This is a genomic window from Planococcus sp. BI3 (assembly GCF_056680115.1).
Genome location: NZ_CM155266.1, coordinates 2,269,935 through 2,283,089 on the forward strand (window position 1 = coordinate 2,269,935; position 13,155 = coordinate 2,283,089).

At 45.7% G+C, this 13,155-nt stretch carries 16 protein-coding genes; 6 read left to right on the forward strand and 10 right to left on the reverse strand.

The features are described 5' to 3' along the window. Positions 1 to 103: 103 nt before the first annotated feature. The 3 genes from AC1MEO_RS11315 (at position 104) to AC1MEO_RS11325 (ending at position 2,483) form a co-directional block, all read left to right on the forward strand. Positions 104 to 895, forward strand: coding sequence for an SDR family oxidoreductase (locus tag AC1MEO_RS11315; RefSeq protein WP_480330458.1), 792 nt, complete (start codon positions 104 to 106; stop codon positions 893 to 895). A 77-nt stretch (positions 896 to 972) separates the two neighbouring features. Further along, positions 973 to 1,413, forward strand: a complete 441-nt coding sequence (locus tag AC1MEO_RS11320) for a peptidylprolyl isomerase (protein ID WP_480330460.1) — start codon at positions 973 to 975, stop codon at positions 1,411 to 1,413. Between the two features lie 248 nt (positions 1,414 to 1,661). Continuing rightward, the gene (locus AC1MEO_RS11325; RefSeq protein WP_480330462.1) at positions 1,662 to 2,483 is read left to right on the forward strand and encodes a transporter substrate-binding domain-containing protein; all 822 of its coding nucleotides are present in this window, start codon (positions 1,662 to 1,664) and stop codon (positions 2,481 to 2,483) included. A 238-nt stretch (positions 2,484 to 2,721) separates the two neighbouring features. Here the strand turns inward: AC1MEO_RS11325 and AC1MEO_RS11330 are convergent, their stop codons facing one another. The 7 genes from AC1MEO_RS11330 to AC1MEO_RS11360 all read right to left on the reverse strand — a co-directional run bounded on the left by AC1MEO_RS11330 (position 2,722) and on the right by AC1MEO_RS11360 (position 8,238). After that, positions 2,722 to 3,450 carry an amino acid ABC transporter ATP-binding protein gene (locus tag AC1MEO_RS11330; protein WP_480330464.1) on the reverse strand — a complete coding sequence of 243 codons (729 nt, stop codon included), beginning with the start codon at positions 3,448 to 3,450 and terminating at the stop codon, positions 2,722 to 2,724. Next, positions 3,447 to 4,091, reverse strand: coding sequence for an amino acid ABC transporter permease (locus AC1MEO_RS11335; protein ID WP_480330466.1), 645 nt, complete (start codon positions 4,089 to 4,091; stop codon positions 3,447 to 3,449). The genes AC1MEO_RS11330 and AC1MEO_RS11335 overlap by 4 nt, the downstream gene beginning before the upstream one ends. Positions 4,092 to 4,195: 104 nt before the next feature. Then, positions 4,196 to 4,981 (reverse strand): transporter substrate-binding domain-containing protein, encoded by a 786-nt coding sequence (locus AC1MEO_RS11340; protein WP_480330468.1) that lies wholly within the window; start codon positions 4,979 to 4,981, stop codon positions 4,196 to 4,198. Between the two features lie 115 nt (positions 4,982 to 5,096). Beyond that, complete coding sequence (locus AC1MEO_RS11345) at positions 5,097 to 6,188, reverse strand: AI-2E family transporter (protein ID WP_480330470.1); 1,092 nt, start codon at positions 6,186 to 6,188, stop codon at positions 5,097 to 5,099. 94 nt (positions 6,189 to 6,282) lie between these two features. Further along, positions 6,283 to 6,564: a hypothetical protein gene (locus tag AC1MEO_RS11350; RefSeq protein ID WP_142827398.1), complete on the reverse strand. Its 282-nt coding sequence runs from the start codon at positions 6,562 to 6,564 to the stop codon at positions 6,283 to 6,285. A 94-nt stretch (positions 6,565 to 6,658) separates the two neighbouring features. Beyond that, positions 6,659 to 7,171: an isoprenylcysteine carboxyl methyltransferase family protein gene (locus AC1MEO_RS11355; RefSeq protein WP_480330472.1), complete on the reverse strand. Its 513-nt coding sequence runs from the start codon at positions 7,169 to 7,171 to the stop codon at positions 6,659 to 6,661. Continuing rightward, the gene (locus AC1MEO_RS11360; RefSeq protein ID WP_480330474.1) at positions 7,168 to 8,238 is read right to left on the reverse strand and encodes a type III polyketide synthase; all 1,071 of its coding nucleotides are present in this window, start codon (positions 8,236 to 8,238) and stop codon (positions 7,168 to 7,170) included. Before AC1MEO_RS11360 ends, AC1MEO_RS11355 begins: the two co-directional genes overlap by 4 nt. Before the next feature lie 200 nt (positions 8,239 to 8,438). On the opposite strand from AC1MEO_RS11360, the gene AC1MEO_RS11365 reads away from it, so the two are divergent. Further along, positions 8,439 to 9,320, forward strand: coding sequence for a glycerophosphodiester phosphodiesterase family protein (locus AC1MEO_RS11365; RefSeq protein ID WP_480330476.1), 882 nt, complete (start codon positions 8,439 to 8,441; stop codon positions 9,318 to 9,320). A gap of 2 nt (positions 9,321 to 9,322) precedes the next feature. Here the strand turns inward: AC1MEO_RS11365 and AC1MEO_RS11370 are convergent, their stop codons facing one another. Further along, the gene (locus AC1MEO_RS11370) at positions 9,323 to 10,018 is read right to left on the reverse strand and encodes a type 1 glutamine amidotransferase domain-containing protein (protein WP_480330478.1); all 696 of its coding nucleotides are present in this window, start codon (positions 10,016 to 10,018) and stop codon (positions 9,323 to 9,325) included. Between the two features lie 165 nt (positions 10,019 to 10,183). Between AC1MEO_RS11370 and AC1MEO_RS11375 the strand changes: the two genes are divergently transcribed. Next, positions 10,184 to 11,293, forward strand: coding sequence for an S-layer homology domain-containing protein (locus AC1MEO_RS11375; RefSeq protein ID WP_480330480.1), 1,110 nt, complete (start codon positions 10,184 to 10,186; stop codon positions 11,291 to 11,293). A gap of 31 nt (positions 11,294 to 11,324) precedes the next feature. On the opposite strand, the gene AC1MEO_RS11380 is transcribed toward AC1MEO_RS11375, so the two are convergent. Further along, complete coding sequence (locus AC1MEO_RS11380) at positions 11,325 to 11,789, reverse strand: YaiI/YqxD family protein (RefSeq protein WP_480336086.1); 465 nt, start codon at positions 11,787 to 11,789, stop codon at positions 11,325 to 11,327. Then, complete coding sequence (locus AC1MEO_RS11385) at positions 11,789 to 12,361, reverse strand: DUF1836 domain-containing protein (protein ID WP_480330482.1); 573 nt, start codon at positions 12,359 to 12,361, stop codon at positions 11,789 to 11,791. Before AC1MEO_RS11385 ends, AC1MEO_RS11380 begins: the two co-directional genes overlap by 1 nt. A 140-nt stretch (positions 12,362 to 12,501) precedes the next feature. On the opposite strand from AC1MEO_RS11385, the gene trhA reads away from it, so the two are divergent. Then, a complete protein-coding gene (trhA, locus tag AC1MEO_RS11390) occupies positions 12,502 to 13,149 on the forward strand; it encodes a PAQR family membrane homeostasis protein TrhA (RefSeq protein ID WP_480330484.1) in 648 nt (215 codons plus the stop codon). The last annotated feature ends 6 nt before the right edge of the window (positions 13,150 to 13,155 follow it).

The following is a 13,155-nucleotide window of genomic DNA, read 5'->3' on the forward strand; positions in this document are numbered from 1 at the left end:
TCACGCCATTGGACTTATGGCGGAAATTAAAAAAATAAAAGTTTGAATTATCTGTCTCCTATCCTTAAACTGAAGGATGAATGTATAAGAAAGGATGAGTGCAGTGGATTTAGGAATCAATGAAAAAGTAGTGCTAGTAATGGCTTCAAGTAAAGGCCTTGGAAAAGCGACGGCACTCGAGTTCGCAAAAGAAGGTGCCATAGTCATCATTTCGAGCCGCAATCAGCAGACCCTTGATGAGACTGCCGCTGAAATCAAAGAGGTTTCAGGTAATCAGCAAGTGTTCTCCCATGTTTGCGACATCTCCAAAGAAGAAGATATCCAAAAACTGGTCAAATTCGTTGCCGATCAATTCGGACGTATTGATGTTTTGATCAATAACACAGGCGGTCCGAAAGCCGGCGGATTTGATGCAGTCGAAGATGCAGACTGGTACAAGGCATTCGACCAGAATCTGCTCAGCTATATCCGCACCTCACGCGCTGTACTTCCTTATATGAAGGAACAGCAATTCGGGCGCATCATCAATATTTCTTCTTCTTCGGTCAAAGAAGTGATTGATGGCCTGATTCTGTCCAACACGCTTCGCGCGGGAATGGTCGGTTTTGCGAAGACTCTGGCACGTGAAGTTGCCGGAGATAATATCCTGGTCAACACGATCGGCCCTGGCCGCTTTGCTACAGATCGGGTAGCGGAACTGGATGGGATTGCAGCAGACAAGCAAGGCATCCCTGTAGAAGAAATTACAGAAAAAAGCAAGGCATCCATCCCAGCCGGACGCTATGGCGAACCGGAGGAATTCGCCAAAATCGTCGTCTTTCTCGCTTCAGCTGCCAATTCATTCATGACTGGCCAATCCCTTGTCGTAGAAGGCGGTTCATTAAAAGCCCTGTAATGTGCCAAATGATTATACAGCCGCCCGAAAAATCGATATACTGGGAAATGAACCAATTATAAAGGAGATGTTTTAGAATGGCGAAAAAAGGACACATCCACATGGAAAACGGCGAAGTTATCGAATTCGAACTTTTCCCGAACGAAGCACCTAACACAGTTGCAAACTTTGAGGAGCTTGCAAACTCTGGCTTCTATAACGATGTAACATTCCACCGCGTAATCCCTGGCTTCGTAAGCCAAGGCGGCGACCCAACCGGCACTGGTGCTGGCGGCAGCGGCAAAACGATCAAATGCGAAACTGAAGGCAACCCGCGTAAGCATCAAGCTGGAAGCTTATCAATGGCACATGCCGGCAAAGACACTGGCTCAAGCCAATTCTTTATCGTCCATGCACCACAGCCACACCTTGATGGCGTCCACACTGTCTTCGGGCAAGTGACTTCAGGGCTTGAAACTGCCAAAGCAATGAGCAATGGCGACAAAATGACAAAAGTTCACGTCTTTGACGAAGAATAAGCATAACTGAACTTGACCGGTCCGGATTCCCATCCAGACCGGTTTTTTGTTTGGATTTGAATAAGAGAAAACGATTCTTTTGTTCTGCCTTTTTGTGATTTAATCCAGATTTCTTCCTACCAATGGAGGGTTTTAAGAAATAAAAACTCCCCATAAAAAATTCCGAAAATTAAGTCAATTAAATGTTATTAAATCAAATAAGTGATATATTAAACATGAGAAATTTATTAGATAAAGGGGTGGGTAAAGTGAAGAAATTCAGTTTCTTGCTGCTGCTTTTAGCCCTGGTCATCATCATTGCTGCATGCACGCAGGAAAGTGAACAGCCTGAAGAAGAAAGTGGGACTGCCGGCGAAGAAACGACCGAAAATGAAGAAGCGGCAACCAGTGCAGAGGGGCAGCCGTATGCCGTGGGTATCGACACTTCGTATGCACCATTTGAATTCCAAACTGGTGGTGAATACACAGGAATTGATATTGAATTGATGACTGCCATTGCAGAACTCCAGGGATTTGAAATTGAATTCAATCCAATGAATTTCGATGAAATCATCCCCGCCTTGGAAGCCGGAGATTTGGACATCGCGATTGCTGGAATGAGCATCACAGAGGAACGGCAAGAAGTGGTAGATTTCTCAGATCCTTACTTTGATGCCGGATTGGCTCTGGCCGTCGCTGTAGACAACACGGAGATCAATTCACTCGAAGATTTGGAAGGACAAGTTGTGGGCGTAAAAAATGGAACTACCGGCTCCAAGTTTCTTTACGATAACCGCGAGGAATTCGGTTACCGGATATCCAGCTTCGACGAAAGTCCCACCATGTTTGCAGAAATGGAAAATGGCTATGTAGATGCTGTTGTGGAAGATTATCCAGTAATAGCTTATGCCATAAGCACAAGAGACCTTGAAATTAAAATTGTGGAAGAGCGATTGACCACAGAACAATACGGCATCGCTGTACTAAAAGGAGAAAATGACGAGCTGCTGGAGCAAATCAATGCGGGCCTTCAAGAATTGCAGGACAATGGTAAATACGACGAAATCCTTAACAAGTATTACATCCCGTGAATCAAACAAATTCTGAAAACCCGATGAACCCGCCCTGAATCCAACTTCAGGACGGGTTTCGTACGGCGTCTTCCGAGTGTTGCGATTCACATATCTGAATATACGATCCATAACAGGTGGAATACGATCCGTTGGCCTCAACATACGATCCACAACTAGCCAAATACGATCCATTGGAGTGGAAATACGATTCCACAGGCAAAAATCCCATAAAAAAATACGCCCGCAGGCGCATTTTCTACAATACTTTGCTTAAAAATGCTTTTGTCCGCTCATGCTGCGGATTGCCGAACAATTCTTTCGGCACATTTTCTTCTACAATATATCCGCCATCGATAAACAGCACACGGTCACCCATTTCAGCGGCAAATCCCATCTCATGCGTTACGACGACCATGGTCATGCCTTCGCGTGCCAGCTGCTTCATGACGTCCAGCACATCCCCCACCATCTCCGGATCGAGTGCGGAAGTCGGCTCATCAAAGAGCATGATTTTCGGATCCATCGCAAGCGCACGCGCAATGGCAACTCGCTGCTTCTGTCCGCCGGAAAGTTCTCCCGGATACGCCTTTGCCTTCTCGCGCAATCCGACTTTATCCAATAGTTCATAGGCCTTTTTCTCACTGGCTTTCCGGTCGCTTTTCTTCACTTTCATTGGCGCCAGGATGACGTTTTCCAATACCGACTTATGCGGAAATAAATTAAACTGCTGAAACACCATGCCGACGTCCTGGCGGATTTTATTGATATCCACTTTCGGGTCGGTAATGTCCACGCCTTCGATATAAACATGCCCCCCTGTAATTTCTTCAAGACGGTTCAAACAGCGGAGGAACGTGCTTTTTCCCGAACCCGATGGTCCAATGACACAAATGACTTCTTTTTCTTCCACTACGGTACTCATATCTTTTATGACTTCCAAGTTGCCGAATGATTTTTTTAAATTTTCTACTCTGATCATAGTCATCGTAAGACAAACTTCCTTTCCACAAAGCTCGCCAGCATGGAGAGCAAGTATATGACGATAAAGTAAATGATCCCTAAGATCAAATACACATTAAATGCATCAAATGTAGCACTGGCTTGTATCCGGCCTTCCTGCGTCAAATCTGCAACTCCGATGACTGACAGCAAGGACGTATCCTTCAATGAAATGATCGCCTGGTTGGTGATGGTCGGCAACATCCGTCTGAAGGCCTGCGGCAAAATGATATAACGCATATTCTGCGTCGAATTCAATCCGAGTGAACGGGCTGCTTCGGTTTGTCCTTTATCGATTGACTGAATACCCGCACGGATAATTTCCGAGAAGTAGGCACCGGCGTTAATGGCTACTGTCACGATTCCAGCTGTGGTATTATCCAAAGAGATAAAATCCAGGGAGTTCAAGCCGAAGTAAATAAAGAACAGCTGCACGATAAATGGGGTTCCGCGAATCGCGTCAACAAAGATTTTCGCAATCCAATTCAAGATTTTCAACGGCGCTAACCTAAATAGCGCAACAATCAAACCAATCAGAAATCCAATGACGATGGCAATGGCGAAAATATATAAGGTGACTTGCAGTCCTTCCATTAAATACGGTAAAGCATTGATGATTGTATCCATACACGTATCCCCTTTGCATAAAAAAATGCAGCGCGCGTCTGCGCGCTGCATTTATTTTTTTCCTGCTCCAACAGCCAGTAAATCTCTGTTAAGCGCAGACTTTCTTATTCTGCGATATACTTCGCCAGAATTTCATCGTAGTCTCCGCTGTCACGCAATTCCTGCAGGCCAGCATTGATTTGTTCCAGCAGTTCAGCGTTTTCACCTTTCAATACGGCAATTCCGTACTGATCTCCAGTTAAACGTTCGCCCACTGTCTTCAAATCAAGCTCACTTTCTGCAATTGCATAGGCGATGACCGGATAATCTTCCAGCAATACATCCGCATTGCCGTTTGAAACTTCCTGGAACATCGATGGGCTGTCTTCAAATTGCGCAATTGAGTAGCCGTATTCCGCTTCATTATCGCGAGCAAATTGAGCGCCGGTCGTTCCGCTCTTAACAGCTACAGTCTTGCCTTCAAGATCTTCCAAAGCCATGATGTCCGTATTGCTTTCAGCTACTACAAGCGACAATCCCGCATCAAAGTATGGATCGGAAAAGTCGACCACTTCTTTACGTTCGTCGGTGATGCTCATACCGGCAATCGCTACATCCAATTGGCCTGCCTGCAAAGCTGGGATGATCCCGCCAAAATCCATCGGGCTGAATTCAATTTCGAATCCTTGGTTTTCGGCAATCGCTTTGATTAAATCAATATCGATTCCTGTATATTCGCCGTCCACTTCAAATTCGAAAGGCGGATAAGTTGTATCGATTCCCACTGTATATGTTTCCCCTTCAGTGCCGCCGTCACCACTTGTTGTGCCTTCTTCACTTTCATCGGCTCCACAAGCTGCCACCACAAGCATCATAGCAATCAATAACGCTAAAAAACTCCACTTTTTCATTTTGTTTCCCCCTTGTTTTCTTTCATCAGTCAGTCTAATTAATAATATATCATAATTTTCTCAATTCCAGAACATTTGAAAGAAAATAACCAATATTCCGCGAAAATATCCGGTACTAATTAACCTCTTTATTGGCTACTTCCCTTTTTTTGCGAAGTCGGATGAACAAACGGAAATTGTGGACCAATGTTTTCAACACCGCATACGTTGGAATCGCAATTAAAATCCCGACAAATCCATATAAAGCTCCGGCTATCATCAACAGCAAAATAATCGTCAGCGGGTGGATGTTCAAGCGGTTGCCCATTATATTCGGAGTGACCAAATTGCCTTCAAGCTGTTGGACGACCAGCAAGACCAGAATGACTTTTATTGCCATCCACATATCTCCACTCATCAATGCGACAAAAAGGGCTGGAATGATCCCGATGAGGGGACCCAAAAAAGGCACAATTATCAGGAACATCGCAAAAATCGCCAAGCTCAAGGCGTAATCCAGTCCGATGATCAGATACCCGATGTACATTAACGTACCCACTACAGCAGCGACGATCGCCTGTCCGACAATAAAAGAGGACAATGTCTGGTCGACGTCTTTCAATAATTTCTTTCCTTCAAGCTTATGTTCTTCCGGCAGGTATTTCGTTAAATGGGGGATGAACTTTTCATCATCCTTCAATAGAAAGAACAGTACAAAAGGCACAACAATCAGCACGATGGCAATATTCATGGCCATGGTTAAAATATTCATCACATTATCCAGTAACACTTCTGACAGGTTCTCCAAATAATCCAATGTCCACTCCCTTATTTCAGTTCCCGTAAGGCCCCCTAATTGAAAGTCAGACAGAAAATCATTTGATTCCTCTGTCACTTCTTCAACCGTCTCAGGAGCTAAATTCGCTAAGCTTTCGACCTGAGATGTAATGAGCGGCCCAAAAAAGTAGAGCAATATTGATAACAGGAAGATGATGACCGCAAAGACGATTCCGATTCCCGCAATTTTGGGTACATAACGCATAAGCCAATGTACAAGCGGGCGCAATAGGTAGTAGAGAAGGCCCCCTATTAAAATAGGGGCAAAGATAGTTGCCACGACAATTTGGAGGGGCTCAAAAAGATAATCGATTTTCCCCAGAAAAAATAAGGTGATGGCCACGAGCAAAATCGCGGTCGTGTATTCGAAAAACGGTTTTTTAATCCACATATCCTCTTCTCCTTCAGCTGATGAACCAGGTATTTTTTACACACAAAAAAAGCGAAAGCAAAAAGAAGCTTTGCTTTCGCTTGCTGCCATCCTTTTATTTATCTTCTTCAAGTTCCCGCATTTCTTTATGGGTTTGTGGAAATGCATTTGCCTGCCATTCATCCCGGTAAGCAGAATCCAATTGAGATAAGCCCTGCTCGGACGAATCTTCTAAAGCGCTGACACTTTCACGCTCATCCACTTTCGAACTGTTGCGCATATCCGTATCTTCTTCGACACGTACGGTGTTTTTTTCCTGGTACGCCTTATAAACAAAAATTCCAGAGGCCGCTGCGAGTGCGCTGCCGATTAGCGTATTCATTGTTGATTTTTTCATCCTAATCCCTCCAAAAATACATGGTTTTGTTTCACTAGTTTTGTATACCCTATAAATTATCTTTTAACTAACTGCGCACAATTTTTTTATTTCTTCAGGATTTCAATTGCTGCAAAGCCTTTTCTTCTGCTGGAATTCGGACGATAAGAAGCAGGAGTGCATTTGCAATACTAAAGATGAAAGCGGTTCGCCACGCCCCGAAAATAAGCGGCAATGCAGCTATTTCTAACGCGACGACAAGGTAATTAGGATGCGGCAGCCAGCGATATGGCCCCTCTTTCACTAGAGCCGCTCCAGGGAGAATGAGGATTTTGGTGTTCCAAAATCTTCCCAAAGACGTTAAAGCCCAGAAACGAAGCAGCTGTGCAATGGCAAAAACCACTAAAAAGATCTGCCAGCCGGTCCCGAGTCCTGTTCCGAATGCCCAGGTTTCGAGGAACAGTGACAAAAAGAAAAGCACATGAAGCAAGACAATCCATTTATAATGTCCAGCGCCAAATTCGATGGCCCCTTGCTTTCTCATGGTTTTTTCATTGGAACGCGCATATACCACTTCCAACAGCCGTTGCAGGATGACAAATCCCAGCAGCAGATAAAAGAATGTCATAGCACCGACTCTCCCCATTCCAGCCAGAGCATTTCCGAACTGAAGCCGGGTCCCAAAGCGGTAAGCAATCCCTCTTCTCCCCGCCGCGGCTTCTTGTCCATAAAGTCTTTCAGTACATAGAACACTGTTGGAGAAGACATATTGCCATGCTTGGCGAGGACCGATCTTGATATCTCCGTCTTGTCAGTTGTCAGATCAAGCGACTTTTCATAGGCTGACAACACTTTCTTGCCGCCGGGGTGCGCAATAAAGTGAGTAATATCTGCAGATTTTTTTGATATTTTCCCTAAAAAGAGATCTACATTGGGCTTCAGCCATTTTTCGATGATTTTTGGGATGTCACGTGAAAAAACTACATGCAAACCTTCGTCTTTGACGTTCCATCCCATAACATCTTCAGAATCCCGCATTAAAGTGGACTGCGTGTCTTTGATGTGGAAGCCTTCACCCGCCAAACTTACTCCGTCCCCTGTCACTAACGCACAGGCAGCACCGTCTGCAAACAGGGAAGTTCCGATCAAATTGCTTTTCGAGTTATCGGAGCGCTGAAAGGTTAAACTGCAAAGCTCCAGACAAAGAACCACTACGACCGCATCCGGGTATGCCCGGCAATAGTCGTCCGCACGGCTGAGGCCAGATGCTCCCCCTGCACACCCAAGCCCCCACAAAGGAATGCGTTTAACATGGGGCGGCATGTCCAGAACATTCATGATCCGAGCATCGATGGTTGGTGTGGACATTCCTGAACTCGATACAAAGATAAAAGCATCGACATCCTTTTTATCCACCTCGGCTTCTTCCAGACACCGGGCTACGGCACGGCTGCCCATTTTCACCGCTTCTTCTACATATAGCCGGTTCTTTTCTTCCAGCCCCCGTTCTTCTTCAAACCACTCCAGAGGTGCAGCAAAATAACGGCCATCAATCTGGCCGTTTCCAAATACCTTTAAAAGCCTTTCGATATCTTCGTACTGCCCGCCAAATAAATTTCGGACCACACTGACTATTTCTTTCTGGTCCACATGGTAGGGAGCATTTTCCGTAACTACTTTCCGAATCATGGACATCGGCATTTCCTCCTCTGTATCTGAATTTCCAACCCACTTCTCCCACATGACAATACTGCAGGGGTGAATTTTTTCGTTCTGCAGCTATCAGCCACTCTGCCGGCTGACAGGAATATTCCAAAATTACCCTGTTGAGCTTCACAATAAACTTATTCATCTGAACCTTGTATACTTAAAGGAGAAAACTAAGGAGGAGGCCTATGGCGGTTAAACAGCAGCTACTCGGATGGCACTTGAATAACTACGATGATTTCTTTAAGAGTTTACAGGCAAAGCAGCATCCACTGACACCCGTCGCCCATCGCGGCCTCTGGCAATCCGTTCCCGAAAATTCACTTCCCGCTGTTCAGAACTGCATCGACCACCATATCTACTTGATTGAATTGGATATGCAATTGACCAAGGATGGCCACATCGTCCTCATGCATGACAGCACCGTGGACCGGACGACGAATGGTTCGGGAGAAGTCGACCAGCTGACATTAAGGGAAATAAAGGAATTGTCATTAAAAGAATTAAATGGCGGCTCCAACGCCAAAAGCACCTCAGAAAAAGTGCCGACACTTCTCGAAGTCCTTCCGATGATCAAAGGAAAAGCCATGGTCAACGCTGATAAGGCCTGGGATTTACGGCATGAACTCTATGCATTGGTTGACCAGCATGATTTGTTTGATCATTTCATGTTAAAAAGCGATAAGCCGGTTGAACAGCTAACTGCCTTTTTTGATTCGAATCCACGAAACATGTCCTATATGCATAAGTTGAGCGATAAAAACCTTCACCAGCTTGAACTCCTGCTGGAGACCGTCTCTCCAACGGCGATTGAACTTCTCTTCTATACAGAGAATGATGAGGTGATATCCGATAGGGTCATCTCCCAACTCAAGGACCAAACGAATTTATGGGGCAACGCGCTTGATTTCGCTGAAAATGCACGACGTTCAGATTCCCTTTCCCTGTTAGATCCGGACAAAGGCTGGGGCTGGTTTATAGACCGTGGCATTACGCTCATACAAACAGATTATTCCCTGCAATTCATGGAGTACGCAGAAAAGAAAATGAAAGTAAACGAACCCGGCTGAATTCAAGCCGGGTTCACTCTGTTCAACAGCTCTTTCACTTTTTTTCCCACAAGGCTTGCTGAAGCTGGGTTCTGGCCTGTCACCAAGCGCCCTGATTCGATAACGCAAGCCGTGAACGGCAGCTGCGCTATTTGATATAAAGTTCCTTGATCCCTTAATGCCTGCTCCAATGAAAACGGAATATCACTGTACATTCCCATCATCTTTTCCTCCAAATTCGAGAATCCCGTCACGACATGGCCAGCCAAGAGATTTCGGCCATCGGACAAATGGGTGTTCGGCAAAGCGCTTTGGCCATGGCAAACCGCTGCCACCACTCCCCCTTTTTCATAAATGGATGCCGCCAATTGCTGTAAGCCCGGATGATTCGGAAAATCAACCATTGTGCCATGGCCCCCCGCAAAGTAAATGGCTACATAATCTTGCCCTCTCACTTGGTCGGGCGTAAGCGGTTTTTTCAACTTGCCCATCAGCTCGTCATCCAGGTAGTAATGGCGTGTTTGTTTGTGGACCACCGCTTCCATCAAGCTGAGCGGATCGATCGGCACCCGGCTGGAAGCGGTACTGAGAATATCCACTTTAAAATCATCTTTGATTTCATGATAAAAATCGGTCAGTTCCCTCAGCCAAAGCCCGGTTTTCTTCTCTCTTGCCCCCACCGCGGCTTTGTTCGTCGCAACAATCAGTATTTTCTTCATGACTGGCTCCTTTCTCGCGGGAATAGCTATTTCTTTTTTATTCCCCGTATACAAGAAAATTACTCACCGCAACACATTTCATCATTTACTTATTTTATATAACATTTTATTGTTACTTTTTACTTTTCGATGTGGTAAAATAAGATCAAATAGGGAGGGATAACTATGAAGACTTTTTTGTCTTTACTTGCAGCTGCCATCCTGGTGTTCAGTTCGTTTTTGTCTCCCGCCAAAGCGATTGTTTTATTTGACGACGTATTTGCTACTCACCCGTTCGCTTTTGAAATCGCTTACCTGTACGAAGAAGGAATCATCAACGGCTATCCCGATGGAACCTTCCGGCCAAACGATCCTGTTACACGCGCCCATGCCGTTGCGATGATCGGACGGGCCTTGAACCTGGACGATACAGCGCGCTCCACCGGTTTTAGAGATGTTCCTGCCAGCCATCCGTTTTCTGGTTACATCGCGTCTGCTGTTGAAGAAGAGATTGTTTTTGGTTTCCCGAATAATTATTTCCGGCCTGACTGGACTGTCACCCGTGGCCAAACTGCCGCATTGCTGGACAGAGCTTTCTATTTCCCTGAAGCACCGGACAATACTTTCAGGGATATGAGTGAAAATCATTTTGCGTTTGATGCTGTCTCAAGACTTTCTTATCAAGGGGTCGCACGCGGTTATCCGGACAACACTTTCCGCCCGGATATTCCAGTAACCCGCGCCCAATTCTCTGCATTTCTGGCCCGCACGATTGAACCTGCTTTTATTCCTGAAAAACAGGAATTGCTGATGACAGCCAATGACATTTTGGCTGAACTTCAGGCCAAAGACTTTGGTGATGTTGCGGCTTATGTAAGTTCTTCTGAAGGGCTGACTTTCTGTCCCTACAGCGGCGGCTGCATTGACAATGGCGGGGTCACTTTCACCAAAGCCCAGCTGCCTGGCTTCATGAATGATGCCAATGATTATTTATGGGGTTATCAGGACGGCAGCGGCTTTGAAATCAATTTGACACCCGCTGAATATTATAATGAGTATTTGATGGATACGGATGCGGCTTATACCGCCAAAGAACGCTATGGACGGACCGTCCAGCCAACTACCCATGAGTTTATTCACCGCGTATATCCTGAAGCGACCATTGTCGAGTACTATTTCCCTGGCACCGAGCAATACGACGGAATGGACTGGCAAAGCCTGAACATGGTATTTGAGAAAAACAGCAACGGGGACTGGGTATTGGTGGCCATCATCAATGACCGTTGGACCATCTAACTCAAAGGAAGACACAGAAAGACCCGGCATTTTAATTGCCGGGTCTTTCTGTGTCTTCCTTGTGCTGTTTTAATAAAACCGTTAAGGCCGCCTCGAAATTTTGGTTATCTTCCGGACGCCGTTTTTTCGGTCCTTTCATCCGCCCGCCGCCTTGCCTGATTTTCTTGGCGACATGGCGGCCGTGCAGCAGCTGTTCAATATTTTCGTCTGAATAAACACGGCCGTTCTGGTCAATCGGAATTCCGCGTTTGGCAAGCACCATTGCTGCCAGTCCATAATCCTGGGTGACGACGATATCCCCTTTTTTCACCCGATTTACAAGGACAAAGTCAACCGCATCAGCGCCTTTTGACACCGTGATAGTTTCCGCCCCTTCCCTGTACATCTCGTGGGAAGTATCGCAGATTAAAATGACCGGCAACCGGTATGCTTTCGCTAAGTCGATTGTTTGGCTGACGACCGGGCAGCCGTCTGCATCGATAAGAACTTTCCCCATCATTTCCCTGCCCCTTTCGCCATCTCATCCACCAGCTTTTCAGCCGCTCTCCGGTAAAGATTGCTGGTATGGACTAGCGACGCAATCAGCAGCACGCGTTCCAGCTCCTCCGATTCCTCAGCGCCTGCCATTTGTTCGGCAGCTTCTTTCGCCTGGCGCTTTAACCCCTCTGTAAAAATTTCCGTATTGCCTTGCTGCAGGCTTAAGTAGCTATGGTAAAACTGTTCCAGGTCGATCTCTTTTTGTGCCGCTTTTTCATTGATGCCATTCAATACCTGTTTCACATCATTGATCGACAACGCACTTTTCATCTGATAAATCAGGCTGATCAGCATAATGTGATTGCGGCTGTATTTTTTATTTTGGACCGGATAGAACAATTTCCCCTTCGCGTAATTATTGATCATGGTTTTCGTCAGGATTTTCTCATCCGGATGCCGCTTCGATTCAGCGAAGCTGGATTCGAACAATTGAATGACCTGATCGATGTACAGGTCAATCTTGGGGATATCCTCTAGCTCAACCTGATTATGGAAAGCCATCTCTTCGATGATTTTATCTGCTTTTCCCATGTTTCTTCACGCTCCCTGCGGTATTTCATACTCGTTATTTTACCTTACTATTAATATTTCTCCAAACTTGACTCCGTTTATTAATGCGAGTATCTTTGTAAGTAGTTTCAATAACTAGATACAACAAGGAGCTGTTTTGCATGACTAACTATATCCGAGAACCCTTTAACGCCATATCCCATTTGTTCGGTGCAGTATTGTCTTTATTTGCCCTCTTAGCGATGGTCATCAAAGCCACCTATGCCAACGAATCTATCCTGCATGTCACGGCGGTCACCATATTCGGCATCAGCCTGATTCTCTTATACACTGCTTCCACCATCTATCACTCAGCTATTTCACAGCCGCATATCATTGCATTTTTGCGAAAACTCGACCACTCGATGATCTTCGCCTTGATTGCTGGCTCATACGCTCCGTTTTGTCTGATCGCTCTTGGCGGAACACTCGGCTGGATCTTATTTTCCGTAGTGGCCATCCTGGGATTGAGCGGCATCTTCTTCAAAATGGTCTGGTTCCATTCCCCCAGGTGGTTGTCGACCGCCATCTATATCGCCATGGGGTGGATCATCATTTTTGCTGTCGTGCCACTGGCGGACAGCTTGTCGTTGACCGGCTTGCTGCTGCTCGTCGGAGGCGGGATTTCCTATACAGTAGGGGGAATCATCTATGGACTAAAGCCAGATTTCCTGTCTTCCAAGTATCTCGGCTTCCATGAAATTTTCCATCTTTTCATCCTGTTAGGCAGCCTTTGCCACTTTCTATCTGTTTATTTTTATGTGTTGTAAAGAGAA